Genomic DNA, 24,867 nt, shown 5'->3' on the forward strand with positions numbered 1-24,867 from the left:
CCGCCTGTCGTCAATAGATGTCAGTTCAAGCCGCCACGGCTGAAATCTTGCCAAGCTGGATGACCGCCTGCGTCCGGCTGTCGACATCGAGCTTCAAGAGAATGGCCGAGACATGCGCCTTGATCGTTGCCTCTGAGACGCCGAGTTCGTAGGCGATCTGCTTGTTGAGCAGGCCTTCGGCGAGCATGCCGAGCACGCGGGATTGCTGCGGTGTCAGCGTCTGCAGCCGGTGCAGCAGGGCTGCCACTTCAGGCTCGTGCTCCATGCCGCGCTGGAAACCTGGCGGCGTGAAGATATCGCCGGCCATCACCGTATCGATTCCCTGGCGGATTTCGTCGATACCGGCAGACTTGGAGAGGAACCCGGAAGCGCCAAGTTCGAGCGCGCGCTGGATGGTTGCCGGATCGTCATGGGCGGAAACGATCATCACCGGCAGGCTCTGGAATTCGGCGCGGAGCGCAATCAGTCCCGAAAGCCCGCTGACGCCCGGCATGGTCAAATCCAGCAGCATCAGATCGACGGATAAATTGTCGAGCACCGCCTGCCGGGCCGACGTAAAGTCCCCCGCCTCGATAATCGCCGGGTTGCCCGGCATGCCGCCCAAAGCCTGACGCATCGCGCCACGAAACAGCGGATGATCGTCCGCAATGATGATGGTCAATCCTGACGTCATGACGCTCCCTCCCAAGAGCATGGCCGCAAGGCCCGTCACGGCGGAAAATCCTCCAATTCGTCCGCTGTGACGTCGGGATCCGGTCAGGTCTTTTGAGGCACATCCTCCGTCTTGCCAGACGGCGGCTTTTCCTCGCTTTCCAGATCTTTCACAATTCCCATGAAACTGCGCATCATTCTTTCCATGACGCCCATCGTCTGGTCAATCTCTTCCTTCGTCGGAAGCCTTGGTTTGACGCCCAACGGGCCTTCCGATGCGGCCTTTTCCAGGGTTTCCACACGTTTGGTCAGCAAATCGAGTTCCAGTTCGAAGGCCGTGCGCTCGTCGGCCGCCATCCGGCAGACGATGTCGCCGTCCTTTTCCTGGCAGAGCGAGACTTCCCCGGTCTGTGTATCCAACCGTGCGATGCCACTGCCGGTCTTCTGCATGGCATACCGCCCGGGCGCGGGCTCCTGTGCCAAAGCGGCAAACGCTGCAAACATGCCGCCAAGAGCGACGATCGGCATCAGCATCCTGTTCATTGCATTCTCCCTGCCTAACAAAAAACCGGTGATCCCCAAAAATCAGGGTTCCGTCCCGCTTGCTGGTGGACATTCGCAGAAGATTGCGGCAATCCCGCAAAGGATATCGTCCAAGCTTTCAGGAAACGGCGGCATGCGCAGTATTATCTACAAAATCGTTCCGGCAACTCTATGGCAGGATGCGCACGAAAGCGGAGAATTCAAGGGCGCGCCGATCGATCTGACCGATGGGTACATCCATTTTTCGGCCGCAGATCAGGTCAAACAGACCGCTGCCCTGTATTTCGCCGGCCAGGACGGCCTGCTGCTTGTTGCCGTCGATGGCGAGAAGCTGGGCGACAAACTGGTCTACGAGGCCTCGCGCGGCGGCGCCTTGTTTCCACATCTCTTTGCCACTTTGCCGCTCGATGCGGTCATTTGGGAAAAGCCGTTGCTGCTCGACGCAAACGGTACCCATGTCTTCCCGGAGCTTGATCAATGATCGACGTTTTCCAATCGCTGGCCCGCCGTGGCCTTTTCCTTCTCGATCCGGAAGCCGCTCATGGCCTGTCGATCAAGGGGCTGAAGACCGGCCTTGTCCCTGCCTGCGCAGCTCTCGCCGATCCGCGCTTGGCACAGACAGTCGCCGGTCTGGCCTTCGCCAATCCGATCGGCCTTGCCGCCGGCTACGACAAGAATGCCGAGGTGCCGGAAGCACTGCTTCGGCTCGGTTTCGGCTTTACCGAGATCGGCACGGTGACGCCGAAGCCACAGGCCGGCAATGACAAACCCCGTATCTTCCGGCTGGTCGAGGACGAGGCCGTCATCAACCGTCTGGGCTTCAACAACGAAGGTCATCATGCCGCACTCCAGCGCCTCAAGGCCTGTGATCGTAAGGCGATGATCGGCGTTAATATCGGCGCCAACAAGGACAGCGCCGATCGCATCGCCGATTACGTTACCGGCATCCGCACCTTCTACGGTGTGGCCCGCTATTTCACCGCCAACATTTCCTCGCCGAACACACCCGGCCTGCGCGACCTGCAGGCGCGCGAAAGCCTTTCGGCGCTGCTCTCCGCCGTCCTTGCCGCTCGCGATGACGAAGCCACCAGGGCTGGCATCCGCGTGCCGGTATTCCTGAAGATCGCGCCGGATCTGACCGAAGAGGGCATGGATGACATTGCGGCTGTCGCATTGGCGCATCCCCTCGATGGCCTTATCGTCTCCAACACGACACTATCGCGCGATGGCCTCAAGGACCAACAGCAAGCCAAGGAGAGCGGCGGCCTGTCCGGCAAGCCGCTGTTTGAGAAATCGACCATCGTGCTGGCCAAGATGCGCAAGCGCGTCGGCGCCGATCTGCCGATCATCGGCGTCGGCGGCGTCTCGTCGGCCGAAACGGCCGCGGAAAAGATCCGCGCCGGCGCCAATCTCGTCCAGCTCTATTCGTGCATGGTCTATGAAGGCCCGTCGCTGCCGGGCAAGATCGTGCGCGGCCTGTCACAACTCTGCGACCGCGAAAAGCTGGCTTCAATCAGCGATATCCGTGGCAGCCGGACGGATTACTGGGCCGGCAAGAACGCCTGAACCCAGAGCCGCCGGCTCAGGTCAGGCAGTCGAGAGCACCATGGCCCAATAGGGCCGGTTTCCGGACGCCGGATTGCGCATCACGGCAACGCCGAGGCCGCTGTAATTCGGGCCAAGCATGTTCTCCAGATGCTTGGGCGAATTGAACCAGGCGGCATAAGCCCTTTCGGCGCTGTCCTGACCCACCGCGATATTTTCCGCGGCCGGCAACGGCACGCCGTCGCCCTTCATGCGGGCGAGGAAGCTGTCACCGATGCCGATCAGATGTGACATCTTTCCAGCCTTGGCCATGCGGGAGGCCTGCGACAGGGCCGCTTGCGCCGCCGCCGGATCGCGGACCAGCGGCTTCAGGCCCTTTTGCTTTCTCAAGTCGTTGATGTAGCCAAGCGTGGCATCGGTCTGGTCGCTACCATTGCCGCTCGGGGTAATCTTGGGTGTACCGCAGCTGGCGAGCAGGCCGAGCGAGAGAAGCGCCCCAGCGCGCAGGATCGTGCGCCGGGAAGCAGAGAATGTCTGATCGTGCATGTTACCGCCGGTAGCTGAGGACGCGTAGGATGATGAAGACCGGGATCACCACGGCCGCACCGAGCAACAGGTAATCGCCGACGCGGCCAAGAGCGGCGAAGCCGGAATGCCAGAGATCAAGGACAAAATCCCTGATTGTGTAGAGGATGCCATAGGGCGTCCAGCCGAAAACCGCCATGACGAAGCCGACGATGATCGAGACCACCAACAGCTTGACGAGCACCCGAAGCGGCGAATCGCCAAGAAATCTATTCACTCCATCGGCCATGGCCCACGATTCTCCTGTTTTTCTTCACATAAGCTCCTGCAGCCCCTGCTGCAAGCCATCAGCGCTTCTGGCGGTCCCGCCGTCAAATCGCCGCTTGCCATTTCTACACTTGCACGCGACAAGCGCATAACGCCCAGCCATCGGCAGATGGTGCACAATCGAGACGCGGAAACATGACGCTCAACCAGCTTTCTTCCGGCGATCTCATCGCCGACCGCCGCGCCGAATATGCGCATATGCTTGCCGATAGCGGCGACAATGCGGATGCAGCAGATTTGATGACCCAGGCGCTGGAATTGGCACCCGATTGGGCAGCGGGCTGGTTCCGCCTTGCCGGTTATGAAGAAAAATCCGGCCGCAAAGAGGCAGCCATTTCGGCCTTGCACAAGGTTCTCGACCTCAATCCCGATGATGTCTTCGGTGCCGGCCTGAAGCTCGCTCTTCTCGGTGGGGCGGAAACACCCGAGCAGCCGTCCAGTCTCTATGTGGCGCAACTGTTCGACGACTATGCCGACCGGTTTGACAAGGCACTGGTCGAAAAACTGGAATATACCGTTCCGGAAAAACTGGCGGCGCTGATCATAGACCATACGGCCGAAGCCCGCTTTTTGAACGTAATCGATCTCGGCTGCGGCACAGGCCTGTTTGGCGAGCGCATTCGCGACAAGGCGGACCGGCTGGAAGGCTTCGACCTATCGGCCAACATGCTGGCGAAAGCGGAAGCCAAGGGCTGCTATGACCTTCTGGCTCAAGCCGATCTGTCGCTGCCGCCGGAAACCTCCGGGCTGTTTGCGGACATGCGGGATCACCGCGCCGATCTGGTCAGCGCCGCCGACGTCTTGATGTATCTTGGCAACCTCGACAGCGTCTTCGTCATCGCTCTACAGCTGCTGGGCAGTCAAGGCGTGTTTGCCTTTTCCGTCGAGGATGCCGATGCACAAGGCGATTTCGTTCTGCGCCCGTCGCTGCGCTATGCCCATTCGGAAACCTATATCGAGGGTATCTGCAAGCGCTTTGGGCTCAAGATTCTCGCAACCAGCAAAACCACCATTCGCAATGATGGCGGCAAACCGGTCTTCGGCATTCTGTTCCTTACGCGCAGATCGGCGTGAGCGCAGTTTTCTTGCGAAGTTGAAATAGGTCAGTATTGCTTACATATTTTGCTTGATTGGAACGGGCAGAATCCCGATAATTGCTGCACTGCACACAGGCGCCGCGATCGAAGGGATCGCCGGGGCACATGCACTTTCATTCCTTGTTGGTATCGCCGTTCGGGTCCGCCCGGCGCGCATCTGGCTGTCTTTGGAGATCGCGACATGAGCATCATCAGTGCCCTTGGCTTTTTGAATACCAGCGCGACGCGCCACACGCCGGTTGAAGATGTGCAGGGCATCTTTTCGGGCAGCCTGGTCGCAGCCCTCGGCCTCTATGTGCTTGCCAGCGCCGGTCTCTTGACGGGCAGCACCGCCGGTGTTGCCTTCCTCCTGCATTATGCGCTCGGCATCACTTTCGGCCTTGCGTTCTTTCTGCTCAACCTGCCGTTCTTTTACCTGTCGTGGAAGCGTCTCGGCATGGCCTTCACGGTGAAGACCTTTATCGCCATCGCGATCACCTCGCTTTTGACCAATGTTCAAAGCCATGTGTTCGAAATCGCCAGCATTCATCCGGCCTGGGCGGCGCTGCTCGGTGGCCTGCTTCTGGGTTACGGCGTTCTGGCACTCTATCGCCATCGCGCCAGCCTCGGCGGCGTCGGCATTCTTGGTATTTATATGCAGGAGCGGTTCGGCATCCGCGCCGGGCTGGTGCAGCTTGCCATCGATCTCTGCGTGCTGGCAGCTGCCTTCTTTGTCACTACGCCGCCGATCGTGTTCTATTCGGTGCTCGGCGCCGTCGTGCTCAATCTTTTCTTGACCATCAACCACCGCGCCGACCGCTATATCGCTTTGTGACGACGCCGGTCTCTCAGGCGGGGAGGCCGGTCAAGCAAAGCAAGGTGGCGAGGGGTATGCAGGTTCAGCAACGAACTTGCCGGCCACAGCATGGGCAGCACTGGCTGTCCCTCGCCCAACCTTCCATGGTCTGCAGGTGGTGAGCGCGGGACCGGCGCAGCCAGTCCCCGCACTCCGGCGCCGCGCTCCTGAAAACGGTGCGCGGCGCCGTTCTGTTTTTACTCAGGCAGCCTTGGCCGGCTTATCGATCGGATGCTGCGTGCGGAAACCAACTGCCAGCCGGTTCCAGACGTTGATCGCGCCGATGGCGACCGTGATATCGGTCATTTCCGCCTCGGTGAAATGCTCCTTCAGCGTGTTGAAAACATCGTCCGGTGCACCGGTCTGCGCAAGATTGGTGACGGCATCGACCCAGCCGAGCAGCGCGCGTTCGCGGGCATCGTAGACCGGCGATTCACGCCAGACGCACATGAGATTGATCCACTGCTCGCTCAGGCCGTCGTGACGCGATTCCTTGACATGCATGTCGACGCAATAGGCGCAGCCGTTGATCTGCGAAGCGCGCAGCTTGATGAGGTGGATGAAGCGGCGCTCGAGATTGCTCTCCTGAACATATTGCTCCAGAGCAGCAACGGCCTTGTAGGCTGCGGGGGAAGCTTTGGCGAAGTTGAAACGAGGCTGCATGGTCTTCTCCTGTGGTGATGGCTCAGCGAGCCGTTTTGCGTTCGTGAATTTCCAGGAAGGCGCAGCCTCTTGCTGCGATCGATCCATCATCGATTTCGGCCAGTTGCACGCCGAGATCGGCAATCGTGGTCTTGGCCAGTTCCGCCCTATAGACGCGCTCCGCCCTCAGCATGGTGGCCGAGATATTGCAGGGCTTGGAAAAGAAATGATTGGCGACCGGGTTTGGGCCCCGCTGGCGGATTTCACCGCAGCGGAAGGCCGGCGCCGGGCCTTCGACGGCAAGCACGATATCGAGCAGGGTGATCTTTTCCGCCGGTCTTGCCAGCCTGTATCCGCCCTTCGGGCCTGGCACCGTGTCGAGAATTCCGGCACCCGACAGCGATTGCAGATGCTTGAGCAGATAGCTGGTCGACACGCCGTGAAACTCGGCGATTGCAGCAGCAGATAGAACCCCACCCTCGGACAGGCCGGACAGCATGGCGACGCTGTGAATAGCCTGCTCGACGCCCTCACCCATCTTCATCGCCCCACCTCCCTTTTTTATCGTGGATAATTTATATCCACGATTATTCCGGCCGTCAAGCGGAGAAATCGCTCACAAAGCTTGCGTTCGCAAAACCGCAGGATAGAAGGGCGGATACAGACGACGGGAAACAGTGACGATGACGGCAACACCTGCAAAATCAGCCTTTGCGGCATTGATGAATTCGAGCGCCGAGCGGCATTCCATCGCCGATGATGCTCAAGGCGTCATTTCCGGCAGCATGCTGGCCGTGCTCGGCATCACGCTGTTTTCCAGCGCCGGACTTCTGACAGGCGGCACGCCCGGCATAGCCTTTCTCGTTCATTACGCGACGGGCATCAGCTTCGGCGCCTGCTTCTTCGCCGTAAATCTGCCTTTCTATTATCTGGCTTTCAGACGCATGGGCCTGGCCTTCACCGTGAAGACCTTCATCGCCGTCGCGCTGACATCGGCCATGTCCGAAGTTCTGCCACGCGCGCTGGGGATCACCCATGTCGATCCGCTGATCGGCGCGCTGTTTGCGGGCCTTGTGGTTGGTGCCGGCCTGCTCGCCCTGTTCCGCCATCGCGCCAGCCTTGGCGGTATCGGCATTCTGGCGCTTTATCTGCAGGATCGCTTCGGCTGGCGCGCCGGGCTTGTCCAGCTCGGCTTCGACGGCGCAATCGTCGCCTGCTCGTTCTTCCTCGCAAGCCCGTACATCATCGCCTGCTCGATCGCCGGTGCCGTGGTGATGAACGTCACGCTGGCGATGAACCATCGCAAGGATCGCTATATCGCGATGTAAGAAGACAGGCAGTTATGTTCGCGAGGGCGCAACGGCCAGCAAAGCAGTCGTGATGATGGCATCGCCGAACTCCCGCGAGACCGGGCGATGCCCGACAAGCAGCCGAAAAAATACCGGTCCGTAGATCATATCGAGCAAGGCCTCCAGATCAGGCGGTTGTGATATCTCGCCCCTTGCCAAGGCCTGCTCCAGGATGACGCGGCCGGCATTGCGGCTCGACAGGATCACCCGGTTGCGGAACGCCTTGGTGAATTCGCTTTCCGGGTCTGCCGCCGCCAGCGCCATCGTGATCTGGCGCCCGCGCGTGCTGGCAAAGGCCGTGACCAGCCCACGCATCTGCGCGCGCAACGCAACCTCAGCCGTTGCCCCCTTCGCCTCGACTTCCGGCATCGTGTTGACCAGCAGCGCAGCCATGGCCAGTTCCTGCGCATTCGCCCAGGAGCGGTAGATCGTCGGCTTGCCGACACCCGAGCGCGCGGCAACCGCCTCGACCGTCAAACGGCCGAAACCCTCCGTCATCAGAATATCATGGGCAGCTTGCAGTGCACGCCTCTGCGCAGCTTCGCTCGGCGGGCGACCGCGTTTTCTTGACTCGGTGTTTCCATCTTGACTCATATCATTACGATACGTAACGTTAATATACGACCCAGTCAAGGAGGAGCATCCGATGTCCGCTACCACCCGCAAAGTCAGCGTCTATTTCGTCGTGAAGAATGCAGTCCAGGCCATCGAATTCTACAAACAGGCTTTTGGTGCGCAAGAAATCTTCCGCATGACCGACCCCACCGATGGCCGCATCGGCCATGCAGAATTGCAGTTCGGCGAAACATTGATGATGCTCGCCGATGAATATCCAGATTTCGGCGCCCTGTCGCCGGACACGATCGGCGGATCGCCGGTGACGTTCCATGTCGACACCGGATCAACCGATGCCGCCGTGGCGCAGGCTCTTGCTGCCGGAGCGACCCTGCTGCGCGCCGCCGCCGATCAGAGCTTTGGCGAGCGGGTGGCGCAGGTGCTCGACCCCTACGGCCACCGCTGGATGTTGTCACAGACCATCGAACACGTAACGCCGGAGGAAATGCAGAAGCGCTGGAACGAAGGCGCATCGGCCTGAGCGTTGTTGCCTTGAAAATAGCCCAACCGGTCGCGCTGCCCGCGACTGTGATCAGTCCATCGTGCATGCTGTTTGGTCCGGGATTCTCACCGCAGCGACCGACATCCGCCGCAGATAATGCGTTCAGCCGTTTTCGCGGCCGATTCCTCTCTCCCGTTCACTCTGAGAAGACAGATGCCACCGCTCATGAAGCCGGTTGTCCGCTACAGGACGCATCACTGCCCGTCGTGTTTTTTTAGCTGGTCGATCGCATTCAATGCATCATAGGGAGACCAGCCAGCATCGACGGCTGCTTCCACCAACTGGGTTTCCACTTCCTGTTCGAGCTTTTGATAGAGTGGTTCGAGTGCCTCCTGAACGGTCAGGATATGATCATTCGGTGGAATGATTACCTTATCGGTTGCTGAAGACGGCATGCCCCTCTCCCTTTCGACTGCGCCTGTTTGATTTTGGCCGAATTGTTCGAACGCCCACCACGAAAGAAGGTTCCCTCGCGGCCGGGCAATTTTTCCATCGCAAACCACGCCCTTCAAATTCGCCATATTTGATCTACATTTGTTCGCGTGAACCAGATCGATTCCATCCCTCGTGCCAAAACGCAAATGCTCCTGCCCGCCCCTTTCCTGCGCTGGTTCGCAGACAAGGGCTGGCATCCGCGAGCGCATCAGCTGGAGCTTCTTTCGCGCGTGCAGGGCGGTGAAAACATGCTCCTGATCGCCCCGACCGGTGCAGGAAAGACGCTCGCTGGCTTCTTGCCCTCACTTGTGTCGCTGACGGAGCGCGGAAAGATCCCGCCGGGATCGGCCTTCACCGGCATCCACACGCTCTATATCTCGCCATTGAAGGCGCTCGCCGTCGATATCGAACGCAACCTGATGAAGCCAGTCGGCGACATGGGCCTGCCGGTCCGCATCGAAAACCGCACGGGTGATACGCCCGCCGCCAAGCGCCAGCGCCAAAAACTCAATCCGCCGGATATCCTGCTCACCACGCCGGAACAGGTAGCGCTACTCCTGGCCAATGGCGAAGCCGAGCGGTTCTTCAAGGACCTGAAATATGTCGTGCTCGACGAGCTGCATTCGCTGGTCACCTCCAAGCGCGGCCATCTGCTCTCGCTCGGGCTTGCCCGCCTGCGCCAACTGGCACCTGGCATGCAGGCCATCGGCCTGTCCGCCACCGTCGCCGACCCGATGGACCTGCAGCGCTGGCTGGCACCCCAGAGAGCGGGCGAAAACAATCATGCCGGATTGATCACGGTCACCGGCGGCGCACGGCCGGAAATTTCGATCATGCGGACGGATGAACGGGTACCGTGGGCCGGCCATTCCGCCGCCTATGCCATCGGCGATATTTACAAGGCGATCGGTGAAACCAAGACGACACTTCTGTTCGTCAACACCCGCAGCCAGGCGGAACGCGTCTTCCAGGAACTCTGGACGATCAACGACGACAACCTGCCGATTGCTCTCCATCACGGCTCGCTCGATGTCGGCCAGCGGCGCAAGGTCGAGGCGGCAATGTCCGAGAACAAGCTGCGCGCCGTCGTCGCCACCTCGACGCTTGATCTCGGCATCGACTGGGGCGATGTCGACATGGTCATCCATGTCGGCGCGCCAAAGGGCGCGTCGCGACTTGCCCAGCGTATCGGCCGCGCCAACCACCGCATGGATGAGCCCAGCCGCGCCATCCTGGTGCCGGCCAACCGCTTCGAAGTGATGGAGTGCCAGGCGGCGCTCGACGCCAATTACATCGGCGCGCAGGACACCCCGCCCGTCGGTAAGGGCGCGCTCGACGTGCTGGCGCAGCACGTGCTCGGCATGGCCTGTGCCGCGCCTTTCGATCCGCTGGCGCTCTACGCCGAGATCACCAGCGCCGCACCCTACGCCACTCTGACTTGGGATACCTTCGAACGTATCGTCGATTTCGTCGCGACCGGCGGCTATGCGTTGCGCGCCTACGAACGCTACACCAAGATCCGCAAGACGCCCGAGGGGTTCTGGCGCGTCTCCAATCCGATGATTGCCCAGCAATACCGCCTCAATGTCGGCACCATCATCGAATCGCCGATGCTCAACGTGCGCATGGTCAAGCACAACGCCCGCGGTTCCCTTGGCCGGGGCGGCATGGCGCTCGGCAAGGTCGAGGAATATTTCATCGAAATGCTGTCGCCCGGCGATACCTTCCTGTTTTCCGGCAAGGTGCTGCGCTTCGAGGGCATCCGCGAAAGCGAATGTCTGGTCAGCCAGGGTTACAAGCTGGACCCCAAGGTTCCCTCCTATAATGGCGGCAAGTTTCCGCTCTCCACCTACCTTGCCCAGCAAGTCCGCAAGATGCTCGCCGACCCCAGCCGCCACGCCACCCTGCCCGAACAGGTGCGCGACTGGCTGTCCCTGCAGAAAGACCTCTCGATGCTGCCGAAGGAAGATGAACTGCTGATCGAGACCTTTCCGCGCGGCAGCCGCCATTACATGGTGATCTATGCGTTCGAAGGGCGGCTCGCTCACCAGACTCTCGGCATGTTGCTGACCCGGCGGCTCGACCGCGCCGGGCTGAAACCGCTCGGCTTCGTCGCCACCGATTATTCACTGGCCATATGGGCGCTGGAGGATCTCGGCGAGGCTTTCACATCCCGGCGGCCGCAGCTTGCCGACCTGTTCGATGAGGATATGCTGGGCGATGATCTCGAAGCCTGGCTGAACGAGAGCTTCCTGTTGAAGCGCACCTTCCGCAACTGCGCCGTCATTGCCGGACTGATCGACCAGCGGCATCCCGGCAAGGAAAAGAGCGGCCGCCAGGTGACGGTGTCGGCCGACCTTATCTACGACGTGCTGCGCAGCCACGAGCCGGACCATATCCTGCTGGAGGCCACCCGCAACGATGCCTCTACCGGGCTTTTGGAGATCGAGCGGCTTGGCGATATGCTGTCACGAATCAAGGGCCACATCACCCATCGTCCGCTCGACCGCATCTCGCCGCTGGCCGTTCCGGTCATGCTGGAAATCGGCAAGGAAGCGGTCAATGGCGATGCGCAGGACTTTTTGCTCGCCGAAGCCGCCGACGAACTGTTTGCGGATGTAATGGCCACGGCATCGCCATAAACCTTGCTCAAAGACTGACCGACAACGCCGCGCCGGAAACCCAATGCACCGCATCGCCCAAGCCATTTCTGCCCTTCCGGACAATCCGGCGCTGTCGGCCCGCATCGTCGTCAACGGCGTGATCGGCATCTGCGATCCGCTCGGCGGGCTGTATCTACCCGATCTCGATATTCTCGTCGTCTCCGACCTGCATCTGGAAAAGGGCTCGGCCTTTGCCCGCCGCGGCATGATGCTGCCGCCCTATGACACGCTGGCGACATTGCGCATCCTCGACGCGGTGATCTCGCGGCACAATCCGAAAACTGTCATCAGCCTCGGCGACAATTTTCACGACCGGGTTGGCTCGGCCCTGATGCCCGACCTGTTTCGCAGCATGATCGAAACCATGGCGCGCGGCCGCGAATGGATCTGGATCAACGGCAACCACGATCCTGACGGCACCACCGCCCTGCCCGGCGCATCGATGGACGAACTCACCCATTCCGGCCTGATCTTCCGCCACGAGCCGGCGCTGAATGCGTCCACGGGCGAAATCGCCGGCCATCTGCATCCGTCGGCCACCGTACGGCGGCGCGAAAAATACATGCGCCGCGCCTGCTTTGCCACCGATGGCCGCCGCCTGATCATGCCCGCCTTCGGCGTCACCACCGGCGGCCTCGACCTGCGTCATCAGGCCATGCGCGGCCTCTTCGACCACCAGAGCCTTGTCGCCCATATGCTGGGGCGGGACCGGATTTATTCGGTGCGGTTTGCCAATTTGCTCGGCTAGGCCGCCGTTTTCTCCGTCTCATAGCGCAGAATGACCCCGCCCGACTCCAGTGGCCGGGATTCCAGCAGTTTCAGCGGCTTGCGTTGGTCTGCAGGTTTGAACAGCGGCGTTCCCTTGCCGAGCAGGACCGGTACGACGCAGAGCATGATCTCGTCGATCACATCGCTTTGCAAAAGCGAGGCGACGAGGTCGGCACTGCCGAAAATGTAGATATTCTTCTCAGTCGCCCGCTTCAATTGCGTGAGTTCGCCGGCAATGTCCTTGGCAATGCGGCTGTTATTCCAATCCGCCGTGTCCAGCGTACGCGACGCTACGATCTTTGGAAGCCCGTTCATGTAGGCCTTGACCTCAGTGTCGTCTTCCGCGGTCGTCCAATAGGCCTTCATGCCCTCATAGGTCACCCGGCCAAAGACCAGCGCTGCGGCCTTCTTGCCGAACTCCTTGCTCAACGCCTCGAGTTCCGGCCCCCAGGCCTGCATGTGAAAATCGAGATCCCATTTCTTCACCCCTTCGAAATAGCCGTCGAGGGTGACGAGATTCCAGACGATGACCTTGCCCATATCGATCTCCTTCGATCAAAACAGATTGGCATTCGCAAACTGGTCTGACGTTAATCAAACAGATTGCAAAATGCAATCGGTTTCCATGAAGACGCCGATAGGCGGAGTCACAGTTTCTCAACCCGGGTATCGCCCCATCCAACCGGCCTGCCGTCGGCCGAGCGCAACGCCAGCTTTTCAACCGGTTTCCCGGTGGCAACGTCCACCAGAACGGAATGCCGTTCGCCAGGCGCATAAAGATGCCCCTGCCCCCATTGCCGCAATGCCACAACGACGGGAAAGAGCGCGCGGCCTTTTTCCGTCAGTAGATAGTCCTGATAGGCACTGCCATCGGACGCTGGTGCCGTTTCCAGAACGCCGCAGTCGACAAGATCCCGCAGCCGGGCTGTCAGCATGCCCTTGGCGATGCCGAGGCTGCGGCGGAATTCGCCGAACCGGCTGATGCCGTCGAATGCGTCGCGAACGATCAATAACGACCACCAGTCGCCGATCGCATCCAGCGAGCGGGCAACCGGGCAATCCGCCTCTGTCAGGCTTGTGCGTTTCAAAATCGTCACTCCGCTATCGATATGCGGTCTTAAAATAAGACTGGACTCACATTGGCGCAACTGGTCTTATTATAGGACTACATAAACAAAAAATTATGTGAGGCCCCAGTGACAGATATGACGAGAAATGCCCCGGCCGGACTTTCCGGCGCAATGACCATGATGTTTGCCGTGGCGGGCGGATTGAGCGTGGCGAACGTGTATTACGCCCAGCCTTTGCTCGCTGCGATGGCTCAGGATTTCGGCATCGGCACGGCGTCGATCGGCATCGTCGTGACGGTGACACAGATCGGTTATGCCCTGGGGTTGATATTCATCACGCCGCTTGGAGACATTCTCGACAGGCGCCGGCTGATCACCGTACAATCCGTGCTGCTGTCCGTGGCGCTGATCGCCGCCGGGCTTGCGTCAAGTGCCGGCCTGTTCATGGCAGCCATGATTGCCGTCGGGCTGCTGTCCGTTCTGGTCCAGACGTTGATCGCCTTCGCCGCTGTCCTCGCCAGCCCGGTTACCCGCGGCAGGACCGTCGGCATCGTCACCAGCGGCGTGGTCATCGGCATCCTCTGCGCCCGGTTCGTCTCGGGCGTGCTGTCGGATATCGGCGGATGGCGATCGGTCTACCTGACTTCGGCGGCGCTGACCCTGATCATGGCTATCATACTCCACCGGATGCTGCCGGATCACCGCGAGGAGCAGCCAAAGCCGGGCTATGGGAGCCTGCTGCGCTCCATCCCTGTTCTGTTCATCGAGGAGCCGGTGTTGCGCCAGAAGGCTGGCATGGCGTTCCTGATCTTCGCCGTATTCAGTATTTTCTGGACATCGCTGGCGCTGCCGCTCGGCGCCGAACCGCACTCGATGTCGCATACCGCGATTGGCCTCTTCGGCCTTGCGGGCGTTGCCGGTGCGCTTGCCGCAGGAGGCGCGGGACGGTTGGCAGACCGGGGTTTGGGCAACCGGACAACAGGCGTTTCGCTCGGCCTGCTTTTGGCCTCCTGGGGTTTGATTGCCATGCTCCCCACATCGATACCCGCCCTGATCGCTGGCACGGTGCTTCTGGATCTGGCCATCCAGGCCATCCATGTCACCAACCAGAGTGCCATCCTGTCGATCCGGCCGGAGGCCAAAAGCCGGATCATCGGCGGCTACATGGTGTTCTACTCAGCAGGCAGTGCCAGCGGCGCCATCGCATCGACGGCGATCTACGCTCAAGCAGGCTGGGCGGGCGTCTGTTTCTTGGGAAGTGCCGTCAGCTTATTGGCCCTGATCTACTGGGCGGCCACGCTGCCGCGCCGGAGACAACGGCCGGTGGAGCCCTGCCAGGCCGGCTAGAACGCGTTGAACGTCAGCGTCGTCAGCGACCGGTTGATGCCCGGCACGGTGGCGATGTTGTCGTTGATGAACTTGCCGATATCCTGCTCTTCATCGACATAGACCTTGATCAGCAGGTCATAGTCGCCGCTGGTCGAATACATCTCCGAGACGATTTCCTTCTTGTAGATCACGTCGGCGACTTCATAGGTCTTGCCGGGGGCGCATTGCAGCTGGACGAAAATCGGCTTCATGGCTCAGTCTCCTGATGTTTTGATCGCAAATAGCCTGTTTTGAAGACAAGGCAAAGCCGGATGCGGTTAATCCCTGCGGAAGACGATGCTGGCCAGCCAGCCGGTGATCACGGCCAGAAGCACGGCAACCATACCGTACAGGAACGGCTGCTCATGCGCTGCGGTGGTGATCGCCTGTTCGAGACCGGTCTTGACCACCCGCAGTTCCAGCGCCTTGGCGGCAACGAAAAGGCCGTCACGGAACAGATAGGCGCGCACGATATGCGACCCGTTCGGCACGTCGGCCGGCAGCCGCAGCGAGGCCTTGAACAGGCTGGAGCTGATGAACTGCACCCCGCCGGGGTCGCGCTGGTAGATGCCGGTGGTTTCCCGCAGCCGCCGGAACGCGTCGCGGAATTCGGTCAGGTTGCTGCCATCACCGATAAAACCGATCGGTGTCAGCGGCATGTGATCGACGCCGATGCCCATGTTGTTCATGTCGCCGGGCGGCGCGATCGTTTCGATGTCGCGCGTGCTCGACAGCGAATAGGATTCCGGCACCTTTTCGAAGGTCATCGATTTGGTGTTGATCCAGATGCCGAAAACGCGCTCCTTGCGGCGCACCGTGGTGTTTTCCTTCGGCCCTTCCAGCGCCACGACAATATTGTATTTTCCCTGCGCCAAAAGACCGGGATCGGCGCCATCGATGGCGCCGAAGATCGTCAGGTCGGCACCGCGAAAGTCCGAGGTGATGGCGATCTCGTCGGTGGAAATGCCGATATCGAGCTTTTCAGTAAAATCGAGTGGTTCCGCCTGCGCGACAAGCGGCGCGGCAAACAGCAGACCGGAGAATAAAAGGGCCAGATACGTCCGCATCAGAAGCCGAGCCCCGCGGAGACGATCGAATAGACTTCCTTTGGCGGGATCACCAACTCAATGGCAAGACGGATGCCGACGGCGAGAACCAGAAGCGCCAGAAGCGCCCGCAGCTGTTCGCCGCGCAATCTCTGCCCGACCCGCACGCCATATTGCGCGCCAATAACGCCGGCGATCATCAAAACGAACGCCAGCACGATATCGACGGTGTAATTGGCCGACGCCTGGACGATGACGGTATAGGCGGAGACGAAGATGATCTGAAACAGCGAAGTGCCGACGACAACGTTCGTCGGGATGCGCAGGAGATAGATCATCGCCGGCACCATGATGAAGCCACCGCCGACGCCCATCACCGACGTCAGAATACCGATGCAGAAGCCGAGCACGGCGACCGGGATGACGCTCAGATAGATCTTGGACTTCTTGAACCGCATCTTCAGCGGCAGGCGGTGGACCCAGTTGTGATGGCCCGGCCGCTTCAGCGTCACAGTCTCGTTCTTGGATGCCCGGCGCAGCGCGTTGATGCTCTCCCATAGCATCAACGAGCCGACCGTGCCGAGCAGAAGCACATAGGCGAGCGAAATCACCAGGTCGAGCTGACCGATGCGGCGCAGCAGCGAGAAGATCCAGATGCCGACCGTCGCGCCCGCCAGACCGCCGCAGAGCAACACGGTTCCAAGCTTGATATCGATCGTACCACGCCGGAAATGGGTGATGGCGCCGGAGATCGAGGAGGCAACCACCTGGTTTGCGCCGGTGGCGACGGCAACGACAGGCGGGATATTGTAGAAGATCAGAAGCGGCGTGATCAGGAAGCCGCCGCCGACACCGAACATGCCAGACAAAAAGCCGACGGCCGCGCCCATTCCCAGGATGATGAAAATGTTCACCGACAATTCTGCAATGGGCAGATACACCGTCACGGCCAGACCTCTAAATATGCCAATAGCCCGCAAGGCGGGCGGAAAACATCAAAGTGGCAAGTGATTCACCACGGGAGATAAGGAATGAAACAGTCTTGAAAACCAATTATAAAATTGCGAATTCAACGCCGTTCCGTCATGCGCCCCGGCGCCTGGCCTGTCAACCTTTTGCAGGCTCTGACCGTAACCCGTAGCATGTCACTGTGTCCGGCCGGTCTGCGGCATTATTGCGGCCGCAGACGCCGTTCTTAGGCATCACCGGCCAAATCGCCGGCCTGTGCCTGAATGGACACAGGATGCCTTAGCCGTTGCGCTTCAACAATTCCTTGACGAGCGCGTCGGTGATCTGGCCCGTCGGCTCCTGGTTGATCGACTTTTGGAAAGCCTTGATCGCCGAGATGGTCTTCTGGCCCATCTCGCCATCGGGCTTGCCGGCGTCGAAGCCGTTGTTGTTGAGGATCGCCTGAATATTGCGCAGCGCCTTCTTCATGTCGACCGATGCGGTCTTGGTGCCCTTGCCGACCCAGGTATCCGGCACGTCGACCGAATTGGCCTTGGCGTCGAGTGGGGTCTGCTTCCAGGCATCGAATTTCGCCTTGGCGCTTTTCAACTGGTCGGGCTTCAAAGCCTTGCCAACTTCATCGCGCTTCTGGCCGGCATCGGCATCGCCATCGCGGGCAGCGATCGAAAACCACTTGTAGGATTCTTCGAGATCCTGGCTTACCCCGTTGCCGCGGGCATAGAGGATGGCGAGGTTGAACTGGCTGTCACGGATACCGCGATCGGCGGCCATCGAAAACCACTTGCCGGCGCCAGCGAAATCAGGCGCAGCCCCACCACCACTTGCCAGCATGACGGCAAGATTGTGCATGGCGCTGGCATTGCCCTTTTCGGCCGCCTGCTGGTAGAGCGTACGCGCCTTGGTCAGGTCGCGGCTGACGCCGGTGCCCTTTTCGTAGAGGCTAGCCAGGCGATATTCGGCAGGCGTGACACCGGCATCGGCAGCGCGCTGATACCATTTCGCAGCCTGGGCGAGATCGGCCTTGATGCCGCGGCCTTCGGTATAGACGGCACCCACTTCGAACAGGGCCAGCGGATCGCCCTTGCGGGCAGCTTCGGCCAGCGCCTCCGGCTTGATTTCGGCGGGAACGATCAGTGCGGCTTCGCCTGTGGCAGGCTGCGCGGCTGCCGTGCTGGCCTCGTCATTTGCGGTTTCCGGGGCAGTCCCTTCGATCACTGGCGACAGCATCCGGGCATTGACGGTTCCGGTTTCCGGCATGGCCTGAGCTGCGGCGTCCGGCAATTTGGCGTCCGGCTGCACGGTTTCAGAAACGGTCGTTTCCGGCGGCATCCCTTGCGGGGCATCACCCGATGTCTCCCCGAGAGCCTGATCCCCGGACTGTGGTTGCAATGTGCTGAGCGGCTCGACATCCGTGTCGGCGGTCTCGATCGCAGGCGCTACATTCGCGGTGGCCGGCATGTCAGCGGCAACCGGTGTTTCAACCTTCTGCTCGATGGCAGCTACCGGCGCTTCGACCGGCGCCTTTTCGCCGCGGATCAGCGTGTTGACCAGCGGATAGGACATGATCGCCAGGAGCACGGCGCCGACCGCCATCAGGATCGGACGGCGATGACGGGACAGTGCGCCGCCAATCGGCGAAGCGCTGGCACCGCCCTTGCCGCGGTTCATCGAATCGACCTCTTCGGCGGCCTGCTGGGCAGCCCGGCGGGCGGCAGCGATGAAATCCGCCTTGTCCGTTTCGCTTGGCGGCGCATTGCGGCCGGTCTGACCGGCGCGAACCCGCTCGAGGATTTTCTTCACATCCGGAACGCCGGAGCCAGGCTCCAGCAATTGGTTTGCCACATCCGGCTCGATGGCATCAGCCGCATCGATCGACGGCGTCGGGTCGATGACCTGACGTTCGGCGGCAAGAACGGGCTCCGTGCGCTTGCTGGTAAACCGCTTGGTCAGCCCCGCGAGAAGGCTGGGCTTTGAAGCAGGCAGCGGCGCTGTCTTGATATCGCTCTGGTGCACCGCCGCTTGCTCCGTGACGACGGCAACGGCTTCCGCAACCTCTTCACGCGATGGACCAGCAGGCTCTGCCTCGGTGACAAACCCCTGCATGTCGCGCTTCAGGTCTTCGTAACGGCGTCCGAAATCAGCTTCGGCGAAGGGATCGTCCTGCGTCTCGAAAACCGGTTGCTCGGCTCTGGGCATCTGCGGTTGAACGTCCCGCGTCCCGAAGACGCGCGGCGCATCCGGTTCCTGGCCGCGCTCTTCCAGCCGCTCCAGCTTTTCGGCGATATGCACAAGGGTTTCGTGCAGCGCTTCAAACGTGCGCGCCGTGCGCTCCTCGCTCGAGCGGCTCATGTCTTCCAGAACCTTGAGATCGTCGGCCAGCGCCGAGATCGCAGCCATGTCCGTGCCACCGGAAGCAGACTGGCCAACGCCATTCTTCGAATAGGCTTCCATGACCGCTTCGGCCGCCTGGCGGGCTGCCTCGATGATGTATTCATCACTGGTCGCCAGATAATCCTCAAGCGCGCTCATCCGGCCTTCGAACTCGGCAGGAACAGCAGCCGGCGCCATGTCGCGCGGTTGGCTGACAAGGCTCGACAGGTTGGCGATCTGATCCTGCAGGCTGCGCAGGATCTCGCTGTCGTCAAATGGCGCCGCCTGGGTTTCCTCGAGGCGGGTGGCGATATCCGACAGCCGGCCTTCGAGCCGGTCGAAACGGGCGTCGCCCATATAGGACGTCGCAGGCGCGTCAAGCTGGTCGATGCGGCGGGCAAGATCATCGAGGCGCTCGGCGAGCGCATCGTTGACCGAACCCTGGTCGAGCGCATCGATCTTGCGGGAGATGTCAGCGAGATATCCCGTCAGGTCCGGCAGTGCGGACGCCTTCTGCGAGCGCTCCAGCATCTGCGATAACTGTTCGAGACGCTCTTCTAGACGGACGGCGGCTTCTTCGTTGGCCAGTTCCTCGACGCGAGCAGCCAAGGCCTCGATGCGCGAACCAACGCCGTTGTCGCTCGGGCGCTGCAGGCTGTCGATCTGGCGGGAAAGGTCGGCAAGACGGCCCTCGACGCGGGTCACGCCGGCGCTGTCAGGGCCGCTCGCGCGGCCGCTGGCAACGATGGCACGGCTGATCTCGTCGAGACGCGCATCCAGATCGGCAAATTGCGATGCCATATGACGATCGTCAGGCTGCATGTGGCGGCCGATCATTTCGATCGCCTGCGCCACCGAAATCAGCTTATCCTCCAAGGCGTGAATGGCCGGGCCGCTATTCATCGAGCCGATCTGCGACTTGATTTCGTCGAGCCGGTAGGCGAGCGCCACCAGTTCGTCGTCGCGGTTGGAATCAAACGCATTCATCCGATCTTCGACGCCGGTCCAGCGTGCTTCCATGCGGTGCACGCTGTCCTCGCGGGCAAGACCGTCGATCATGATGCGCAGTTCGTCAAACTCGACCTTCAACGCGTCGGCCTGCGATGGCGATGCCTGACGGCCAAGCTGGTTGATGCTGTCGGACAGACGCTGCAGATCGCCGCGGATATCCTCCGCCATCGTCTGGTCCTGAGCCGCATCGGCAGTAATGCCACGAATTTCGGCGCGCAGCGTCGTCATCTCGCGCGACAGGCCGTCGGCGATATCCTTCTTCAATTCCTGGCGCAGGCCAACAAGCGCCTGGGCGATCTCGGCCATAGCCGGATCGGGGCGCTGCGGCTCACTGCGGTATTGTTCCGAGCGTAAGGGCTCGCTGCGGACAGGTTCCGGACGCTGGTGGGTGGGTTCGGGGCGCAGGCTCTCTGGGCGCAGATTTTCCTGGCGGACCGTTTCGCGGCGGAACGGCTCGCTGCGATAGACCTCGCTGCGCAACTGTTCGCTGAGCGGTGGTGCCGCCGGCAGTTCGCGGCGGGGCTGCGCAGGTGCCTGGAATGCTGGGGGTTGATATGCCGGGGCCTGGGAAACGCTGTGCTCCTCATAGGAACGCGGCGCCGCACGGGACTGGATACGTTCGCGAACGGTGTCCCGGTCACGGACAGCATCGCGTTCCCGGATAGCATCGCGCTCCCGCGTAGCCGTCAGTGTCCGTTGCCGCTGCATGATTTCCGTGATCGGGTCTGGAACAGCCACCGGACCATCAGCCGGGACACGGCCCCGCTGATCACGCCCAGCCGTTCCCATCAATCCTTCGATGCGCGCTTCCAAGCCTTCGATCGTGCGGTTCAGCGCGTCGAGTGACGACCTGTCGCCATAGGACTGGGCGCCTGGACGGGGAGTGTTTGATCGCGATCCGTTCATCGTTCTTCGCCTCTTTCATCGGCCTTGATCGGAATCCGGGCTTCTGAAAGGCAAATCCCCGCCTCCCGGGAGTTCCGGTACCGATCCGGACAGAGCTGCAACGACGCGAAGACAAAACTATTGCAACTGTGACCATCTCAACACGCACTTTCACGAAACGTGGTAAATAAGCCGTTAACCTGACTGAAAATTTTTTAACGATTTGGGCGCATGCTGCCGTCGGGAGGCTTCCACATGACAGTTTCGGCACATCCGGCTCGCCGGATCCCCTGATCGATCAAATTTTGACCCTCCGCAAATTTTGACGTTTACGCGCACGTCAAAGTTTTGTAGCATGATGGAAATCACATGGAGCGCTGCTGGAGAAGCCGCCCCGTGACACGGTTACAGGTGAGGAACACGAGACATGCCCAGCTACAAGGCCCCGGTCGAAGACACGCTTTTCATTCTCAACGACGTTCTCGGCATCGAGCGCTACAACAACCTTCCCGGCTTTGCCGACGCAACACCCGACATGATCGAGGCGATCGTCCGCGAAGCGGCCAAGCTTGCCGAGGAAGTGCTGTTCCCAGTCAACCTGTCCGGTGACCAGGAAGGCTGCGAGCGCAACGACGATGCGACAGTGACCACACCAAAGGGCTTCAAGCAGGCCTTCGACCAGTATCGCGAAGGCGGCTGGCTCGGCCTGTCAGTGCCGGAAGAGTTTGGCGGCCAGGGTCTGCCTTACACACTGCATACCGCGATCGGCGAATACATGTCCTCCGCGAACATGGCGCTCACCATGTATCCGGGCCTGACGCAGGGCGCCATCGCCGCCATCCTCGTTCACGGCACCGATGCGCAGAAGGCAACCTATCTGCCGAAGATGGTTTCGGGCGAGTGGACCGGCACCATGAACCTGACGGAACCGCATTGCGGCACCGATCTCGGCCTCCTCCGCTCCAAGGCCGTGCCGCAAGGCGACGGCTCCTACAAGATTTCCGGCCAGAAGATCTTCATCTCGGCTGGCGAACACGACATGTCGGACAATATCATCCACTTGGTTCTCGCCCGTATCGAAGGCGCGCCGGACGGAGTGAAAGGGATCTCGCTGTTCATCGTGCCGAAATTTCATGTCGAGGCTGATGGCACCGTCGGCGCGCGCAATACGGTTTCCTGCGGTGCGATCGAGCACAAGATGGGCATCCACGGCAATTCGACCTGCGTGATGAACTATGACGACGCCATCGGCTATCTTATCGGCACGGAGAACAAGGGCTTGAACGCCATGTTCGTGATGATGAACGAAGCCCGTCTCGGCGTTGGCCTGCAGGGCCTGTCGGTGGCCGAAGTCGCCTATCAGAACGCCGCCAACTATGCCCGTGACCGTATCCAGGGTCGCTCACTCTCCGGCGCCAAGGCTCCCGACAAGAAGGCTGACCCGATCATCGTCCATCCGGACGTCCGCCGCACTCTGATGACCATCAGGGCGTTCAACGAGGCCGGCCGCGCCTTCACGCTGTGGACGGCGCTGAAGTCGGACATCGCCCATCGCGGCGACAACGATGCGGATCGCCAGGCAGCCGACGACATTCTCGGTCTGATGACCCCGATCCTCAAGGGTGTGCTCACCGACAAGGGCTTCGATCACGCCGTCATGGCCCAGCAGATTTTTGGCGGCCACGGCTATATCGAAGAACACGGCATGAGCCAGTATGTCCGCGATGCCCGCATCGCCATGATCTACGAAGGCGCCAACGGTATCCAGGCGCTCGATCTCGTCGGCCGCAAGCTGGCGCTGAACGGTGGCCGAGCGATCGCGGCGCTGTTCAATGAGATCGGTGATTTCTGCGAAGAGAACCGTTCTGACGAAAAGCTGGTGACCTACACCAAGGGCCTGAAGAAGGGCTTGAACGACCTGCAGGCCTCCACCATGTGGTTCATGGGCAATGCCATGGCAAAGCCCGACAATGCCGGTGCCGGTTCGACCGACTACATGCACCTCTTCGGCCTCGTCGTGCTTGGCTACATGTGGGCGAAGATTGCCAAGACGGCCGAGGAAAAGCTGGCCGAAGGCGCTGGCGACCGCGAGGCCTACCTGAAGAACAAGCTGATCACGGCAAAATTCTTCATGGAGCGCATCATGCCGGAAACGGCACTGCGCAAAGCCCGCATCGAAACCGGCGCCGACACAATGATGGCACTGGATGCGGCAGCGTTTTGATTGAGCTTGCCTCTTCTCCCCATCGGGGAGAAGGTGGCCCGAAGGGCCGGATGAGGGGGCGCCGAAGGCGCCACGTATTTGGCTCCGGCTTCACCGGAGCCCCCTCATCGCCTCGCGTTGCTCGGCACTTCTCCCCGCTGGGGAGAAGAGGAAAACAACAGTTTCACGGCGCAAGGCCGACAGGGAGAAAACAATCATGACCGACGTCTTCATTTACGACCACGTGCGCACGCCGCGCGGCCGGGGCAAGAAGGATGGCGCACTGCACGAAGTGCCGACGCCGCGTCTGGCTGCCAAGGTTCTGGAAGCGCTGCGCGACCGCAACGGGCTCGACACGTCGACCGTCGACGACATCATCATGGGCTGCGTCGATCCCGTGTTCGAAGCGGGCGCCGTCATCCCCAAGGCCGCCGCCTTCGAGGCCGGTTATTCGAACCGCGCGCCGGGCATGCAGATCTCCCGTTTCTGCGCCTCGGGTCTCGATGCCGTCAATTTCGCCGCCGGCAAGATCGCCGCTGGCGCCGATGACATCGTCATTGCCGGTGGCGCCGAGAGCATGTCGCGTGTCGGCATGGGCATGTCGGGCGGCGCCTGGTACATGGATCCGTCCGTCAACTTCCCCGGCTATTTCATGCCGCAGGGCGTCTCGGCCGATCTGATCGCCACAAAGTATGGCTTCTCCCGTGAGGACGTCGATGCCTATGCCGTCGAGAGCCAGAAGCGCGCCGGCCATTCCTGGGACAATGGCTATTTCAACAAGTCCGTCATTCCGGTAAAGGATCAGAACGGCATCACCATCCTCGCCAAGGACGAGCATATGCGTCCGACGACGACGATGCAGAACCTTGCGTCGCTCAACCCGTCGTTCCAGATGCCGGGCGAGATGGGCGGCTTCGAGGCCGTCGGCATCCAGGCGCATCCGGAAATCGAGCGGATCAACTACGTCCACCACGCTGGCAATTCTTCCGGCATCGTTGACGGCTCAGCCGCGGTTCTCGTCGGCTCCAAAGCCGGTGGCGAGGCGATGGGCCTGAAGCCCCGCGCCCGTATCAAGCATTTCGCCAATATCGGCTCCGATCCGGCGCTGATGCTGACCGGCCCGGTCGATGTCACAGAAAAGCTGTTGAAGCGCGCCGGCATGACCATCGGCGATATCGACCTGTTCGAGCTCAACGAGGCCTTTGCCGCCGTCGTGCTCCGCTACATGCAGGCCTTCGACATTCCGCATGACAAGATCAACGTCACTGGCGGCGCTATCGCCATGGGCCACCCGCTCGGCGCCACCGGCGCGATGATTTTGGGCACCGTACTCGACGAGTTGGAACGCCGCGGCCTGCAGACCGCGCTCGTGACGCTCTGCATCGGCGCCGGCATGGGCACGGCGACGATCATCGAGCGGGTATGAGGTCTTTCCCTCCCCCTTGTGG

At 61.1% G+C, this 24,867-nt stretch carries 25 protein-coding genes; 11 read left to right on the plus strand and 14 right to left on the minus strand.

Annotated features, from left to right (window positions below; translation table 11 throughout):
• Positions 1-25: 25 nt before the first annotated feature.
• Positions 26-673, minus strand: coding sequence for a response regulator transcription factor (locus ACSQ3J_RS05890; RefSeq protein WP_436038876.1), 648 nt, complete (start codon positions 671-673; stop codon positions 26-28).
• Between the two features lie 83 nt (positions 674-756).
• Entirely contained in the window at positions 757-1,194 is a 438-nt protein-coding gene (locus tag ACSQ3J_RS05895; RefSeq protein WP_436038877.1) for a hypothetical protein, read from the minus strand.
• Between the two features lie 133 nt (positions 1,195-1,327).
• On the opposite strand from ACSQ3J_RS05895, the gene ACSQ3J_RS05900 reads away from it, so the two are divergent.
• Both ACSQ3J_RS05900 and ACSQ3J_RS05905 read left to right on the plus strand, forming a co-directional pair.
• A complete protein-coding gene (locus ACSQ3J_RS05900) occupies positions 1,328-1,675 on the plus strand; it encodes a DUF952 domain-containing protein (protein ID WP_436038878.1) in 348 nt (115 codons plus the stop codon).
• Positions 1,672-2,760: a quinone-dependent dihydroorotate dehydrogenase gene (locus ACSQ3J_RS05905; RefSeq protein ID WP_436038879.1), complete on the plus strand. Its 1,089-nt coding sequence runs from the start codon at positions 1,672-1,674 to the stop codon at positions 2,758-2,760. The genes ACSQ3J_RS05900 and ACSQ3J_RS05905 overlap by 4 nt, the downstream gene beginning before the upstream one ends.
• A 21-nt stretch (positions 2,761-2,781) precedes the next feature.
• Here ACSQ3J_RS05905 and ACSQ3J_RS05910 read toward each other — a convergent pair whose 3' ends face one another.
• Together ACSQ3J_RS05910 and ACSQ3J_RS05915 are read right to left on the minus strand one after the other, a co-directional pair.
• Complete coding sequence (locus ACSQ3J_RS05910; RefSeq protein ID WP_436038880.1) at positions 2,782-3,285, minus strand: CAP domain-containing protein; 504 nt, start codon at positions 3,283-3,285, stop codon at positions 2,782-2,784.
• Between the two features lies 1 nt (position 3,286).
• The gene (locus ACSQ3J_RS05915) at positions 3,287-3,553 is read right to left on the minus strand and encodes a DUF6460 domain-containing protein (protein WP_060500555.1); all 267 of its coding nucleotides are present in this window, start codon (positions 3,551-3,553) and stop codon (positions 3,287-3,289) included.
• 173 nt (positions 3,554-3,726) lie between these two features.
• Here ACSQ3J_RS05915 and ACSQ3J_RS05920 point away from each other — a divergent pair, with 173 nt between their 5' ends.
• Together ACSQ3J_RS05920 and ACSQ3J_RS05925 are read left to right on the plus strand one after the other, a co-directional pair.
• Complete coding sequence (locus tag ACSQ3J_RS05920) at positions 3,727-4,665, plus strand: methyltransferase domain-containing protein (protein ID WP_060500557.1); 939 nt, start codon at positions 3,727-3,729, stop codon at positions 4,663-4,665.
• Positions 4,666-4,869: 204 nt separating this feature from the next.
• Entirely contained in the window at positions 4,870-5,502 is a 633-nt protein-coding gene (locus ACSQ3J_RS05925) for a YitT family protein (RefSeq protein ID WP_060500559.1), read from the plus strand.
• A 222-nt stretch (positions 5,503-5,724) separates the two neighbouring features.
• Here ACSQ3J_RS05925 and ACSQ3J_RS05930 read toward each other — a convergent pair whose 3' ends face one another.
• Both ACSQ3J_RS05930 and ACSQ3J_RS05935 read right to left on the minus strand, forming a co-directional pair.
• Positions 5,725-6,186: a carboxymuconolactone decarboxylase family protein gene (locus tag ACSQ3J_RS05930; RefSeq protein WP_060500561.1), complete on the minus strand. Its 462-nt coding sequence runs from the start codon at positions 6,184-6,186 to the stop codon at positions 5,725-5,727.
• Positions 6,187-6,208: 22 nt separating this feature from the next.
• Positions 6,209-6,709, minus strand: a complete 501-nt coding sequence (locus tag ACSQ3J_RS05935; protein ID WP_060500562.1) for an RrF2 family transcriptional regulator — start codon at positions 6,707-6,709, stop codon at positions 6,209-6,211.
• Positions 6,710-6,848: 139 nt separating this feature from the next.
• Between ACSQ3J_RS05935 and ACSQ3J_RS05940 the strand changes: the two genes are divergently transcribed.
• Complete coding sequence (locus ACSQ3J_RS05940) at positions 6,849-7,493, plus strand: YitT family protein (RefSeq protein WP_060500564.1); 645 nt, start codon at positions 6,849-6,851, stop codon at positions 7,491-7,493.
• Positions 7,494-7,505: 12 nt separating this feature from the next.
• On the opposite strand, the gene ACSQ3J_RS05945 is transcribed toward ACSQ3J_RS05940, so the two are convergent.
• On the minus strand, positions 7,506-8,108 hold the full coding sequence (locus ACSQ3J_RS05945; protein WP_060500566.1) for a TetR-like C-terminal domain-containing protein: 603 nt from the start codon (positions 8,106-8,108) through the stop codon (positions 7,506-7,508).
• A 52-nt stretch (positions 8,109-8,160) separates the two neighbouring features.
• On the opposite strand from ACSQ3J_RS05945, the gene ACSQ3J_RS05950 reads away from it, so the two are divergent.
• Entirely contained in the window at positions 8,161-8,610 is a 450-nt protein-coding gene (locus ACSQ3J_RS05950; RefSeq protein WP_060500568.1) for a VOC family protein, read from the plus strand.
• A gap of 215 nt (positions 8,611-8,825) precedes the next feature.
• Here the strand turns inward: ACSQ3J_RS05950 and ACSQ3J_RS05955 are convergent, their stop codons facing one another.
• Positions 8,826-9,026 carry a hypothetical protein gene (locus ACSQ3J_RS05955; RefSeq protein WP_060500570.1) on the minus strand — a complete coding sequence of 67 codons (201 nt, stop codon included), beginning with the start codon at positions 9,024-9,026 and terminating at the stop codon, positions 8,826-8,828.
• A gap of 186 nt (positions 9,027-9,212) precedes the next feature.
• Between ACSQ3J_RS05955 and ACSQ3J_RS05960 the strand changes: the two genes are divergently transcribed.
• Together ACSQ3J_RS05960 and pdeM are read left to right on the plus strand one after the other, a co-directional pair.
• Entirely contained in the window at positions 9,213-11,708 is a 2,496-nt protein-coding gene (locus tag ACSQ3J_RS05960) for a ligase-associated DNA damage response DEXH box helicase (protein ID WP_060500572.1), read from the plus strand.
• 43 nt (positions 11,709-11,751) lie between these two features.
• Entirely contained in the window at positions 11,752-12,477 is a 726-nt protein-coding gene (pdeM, locus tag ACSQ3J_RS05965) for a ligase-associated DNA damage response endonuclease PdeM (RefSeq protein ID WP_060500577.1), read from the plus strand.
• On the opposite strand, the gene ACSQ3J_RS05970 is transcribed toward pdeM, so the two are convergent.
• Entirely contained in the window at positions 12,474-13,037 is a 564-nt protein-coding gene (locus ACSQ3J_RS05970; protein ID WP_436038881.1) for a dihydrofolate reductase family protein, read from the minus strand. The genes pdeM and ACSQ3J_RS05970 overlap by 4 nt on opposite strands.
• 107 nt (positions 13,038-13,144) lie before the next feature.
• On the minus strand, positions 13,145-13,585 hold the full coding sequence (locus ACSQ3J_RS05975) for a winged helix-turn-helix transcriptional regulator (RefSeq protein ID WP_436038882.1): 441 nt from the start codon (positions 13,583-13,585) through the stop codon (positions 13,145-13,147).
• A 117-nt stretch (positions 13,586-13,702) separates the two neighbouring features.
• On the opposite strand from ACSQ3J_RS05975, the gene ACSQ3J_RS05980 reads away from it, so the two are divergent.
• On the plus strand, positions 13,703-14,914 hold the full coding sequence (locus tag ACSQ3J_RS05980; protein ID WP_436038969.1) for an MFS transporter: 1,212 nt from the start codon (positions 13,703-13,705) through the stop codon (positions 14,912-14,914).
• On the opposite strand, the gene ACSQ3J_RS05985 is transcribed toward ACSQ3J_RS05980, so the two are convergent.
• From ACSQ3J_RS05985 to ACSQ3J_RS06000, 4 genes are all read right to left on the minus strand, one after another.
• Positions 14,911-15,147, minus strand: a complete 237-nt coding sequence (locus tag ACSQ3J_RS05985; RefSeq protein ID WP_037104964.1) for an Lrp/AsnC ligand binding domain-containing protein — start codon at positions 15,145-15,147, stop codon at positions 14,911-14,913. The two genes, ACSQ3J_RS05980 and ACSQ3J_RS05985, sit on opposite strands and share 4 nt — an antisense overlap.
• A 66-nt stretch (positions 15,148-15,213) precedes the next feature.
• Positions 15,214-16,002, minus strand: coding sequence for a TIGR02186 family protein (locus ACSQ3J_RS05990; protein ID WP_436038883.1), 789 nt, complete (start codon positions 16,000-16,002; stop codon positions 15,214-15,216).
• Positions 16,002-16,928: a sulfite exporter TauE/SafE family protein gene (locus ACSQ3J_RS05995; protein WP_060500588.1), complete on the minus strand. Its 927-nt coding sequence runs from the start codon at positions 16,926-16,928 to the stop codon at positions 16,002-16,004. Before ACSQ3J_RS05995 ends, ACSQ3J_RS05990 begins: the two co-directional genes overlap by 1 nt.
• 301 nt (positions 16,929-17,229) lie before the next feature.
• Complete coding sequence (locus ACSQ3J_RS06000) at positions 17,230-21,237, minus strand: peptidoglycan-binding protein (protein ID WP_436038884.1); 4,008 nt, start codon at positions 21,235-21,237, stop codon at positions 17,230-17,232.
• Positions 21,238-21,643: 406 nt separating this feature from the next.
• Here ACSQ3J_RS06000 and ACSQ3J_RS06005 point away from each other — a divergent pair, with 406 nt between their 5' ends.
• Both ACSQ3J_RS06005 and ACSQ3J_RS06010 read left to right on the plus strand, forming a co-directional pair.
• Positions 21,644-23,440, plus strand: coding sequence for an acyl-CoA dehydrogenase C-terminal domain-containing protein (locus ACSQ3J_RS06005; RefSeq protein WP_060500593.1), 1,797 nt, complete (start codon positions 21,644-21,646; stop codon positions 23,438-23,440).
• A 196-nt stretch (positions 23,441-23,636) separates the two neighbouring features.
• Complete coding sequence (locus tag ACSQ3J_RS06010; RefSeq protein ID WP_436038885.1) at positions 23,637-24,845, plus strand: acetyl-CoA C-acetyltransferase; 1,209 nt, start codon at positions 23,637-23,639, stop codon at positions 24,843-24,845.
• Positions 24,846-24,867: the final 22 nt, after the last annotated feature.

Origin of the sequence: Rhizobium sp. LjRoot98, from assembly GCF_964252935.1 — a bacterium.
Classification (GTDB): domain Bacteria; phylum Pseudomonadota; class Alphaproteobacteria; order Rhizobiales; family Rhizobiaceae; genus Pararhizobium.

Coding starts and splice junctions, on each gene's coding strand:
- ACSQ3J_RS05890 (WP_436038876.1), bottom strand. CDS start 673: ATGACGTCAGGATTGACCATCATCATTGCGGACGATCATCCGCTGTTT.
- ACSQ3J_RS05895 (WP_436038877.1), bottom strand. CDS start 1,194: ATGAACAGGATGCTGATGCCGATCGTCGCTCTTGGCGGCATGTTTGCA.
- ACSQ3J_RS05900 (WP_436038878.1), top strand. CDS start 1,328: ATGCGCAGTATTATCTACAAAATCGTTCCGGCAACTCTATGGCAGGAT.
- ACSQ3J_RS05905 (WP_436038879.1), top strand. CDS start 1,672: ATGATCGACGTTTTCCAATCGCTGGCCCGCCGTGGCCTTTTCCTTCTC.
- ACSQ3J_RS05910 (WP_436038880.1), bottom strand. CDS start 3,285: ATGCACGATCAGACATTCTCTGCTTCCCGGCGCACGATCCTGCGCGCT.
- ACSQ3J_RS05915 (WP_060500555.1), bottom strand. CDS start 3,553: ATGGCCGATGGAGTGAATAGATTTCTTGGCGATTCGCCGCTTCGGGTG.
- ACSQ3J_RS05920 (WP_060500557.1), top strand. CDS start 3,727: ATGACGCTCAACCAGCTTTCTTCCGGCGATCTCATCGCCGACCGCCGC.
- ACSQ3J_RS05925 (WP_060500559.1), top strand. CDS start 4,870: ATGAGCATCATCAGTGCCCTTGGCTTTTTGAATACCAGCGCGACGCGC.
- ACSQ3J_RS05930 (WP_060500561.1), bottom strand. CDS start 6,186: ATGCAGCCTCGTTTCAACTTCGCCAAAGCTTCCCCCGCAGCCTACAAG.
- ACSQ3J_RS05935 (WP_060500562.1), bottom strand. CDS start 6,709: ATGAAGATGGGTGAGGGCGTCGAGCAGGCTATTCACAGCGTCGCCATG.
- ACSQ3J_RS05940 (WP_060500564.1), top strand. CDS start 6,849: ATGACGGCAACACCTGCAAAATCAGCCTTTGCGGCATTGATGAATTCG.
- ACSQ3J_RS05945 (WP_060500566.1), bottom strand. CDS start 8,108: ATGAGTCAAGATGGAAACACCGAGTCAAGAAAACGCGGTCGCCCGCCG.
- ACSQ3J_RS05950 (WP_060500568.1), top strand. CDS start 8,161: ATGTCCGCTACCACCCGCAAAGTCAGCGTCTATTTCGTCGTGAAGAAT.
- ACSQ3J_RS05955 (WP_060500570.1), bottom strand. CDS start 9,026: ATGCCGTCTTCAGCAACCGATAAGGTAATCATTCCACCGAATGATCAT.
- ACSQ3J_RS05960 (WP_060500572.1), top strand. CDS start 9,213: ATGCTCCTGCCCGCCCCTTTCCTGCGCTGGTTCGCAGACAAGGGCTGG.
- pdeM (WP_060500577.1), top strand. CDS start 11,752: ATGCACCGCATCGCCCAAGCCATTTCTGCCCTTCCGGACAATCCGGCG.
- ACSQ3J_RS05970 (WP_436038881.1), bottom strand. CDS start 13,037: ATGGGCAAGGTCATCGTCTGGAATCTCGTCACCCTCGACGGCTATTTC.
- ACSQ3J_RS05980 (WP_436038969.1), top strand. CDS start 13,703: ATGACGAGAAATGCCCCGGCCGGACTTTCCGGCGCAATGACCATGATG.
- ACSQ3J_RS05985 (WP_037104964.1), bottom strand. CDS start 15,147: ATGAAGCCGATTTTCGTCCAGCTGCAATGCGCCCCCGGCAAGACCTAT.
- ACSQ3J_RS05990 (WP_436038883.1), bottom strand. CDS start 16,002: ATGCGGACGTATCTGGCCCTTTTATTCTCCGGTCTGCTGTTTGCCGCG.
- ACSQ3J_RS06000 (WP_436038884.1), bottom strand. CDS start 21,237: ATGAACGGATCGCGATCAAACACTCCCCGTCCAGGCGCCCAGTCCTAT.
- ACSQ3J_RS06005 (WP_060500593.1), top strand. CDS start 21,644: ATGCCCAGCTACAAGGCCCCGGTCGAAGACACGCTTTTCATTCTCAAC.
- ACSQ3J_RS06010 (WP_436038885.1), top strand. CDS start 23,637: ATGACCGACGTCTTCATTTACGACCACGTGCGCACGCCGCGCGGCCGG.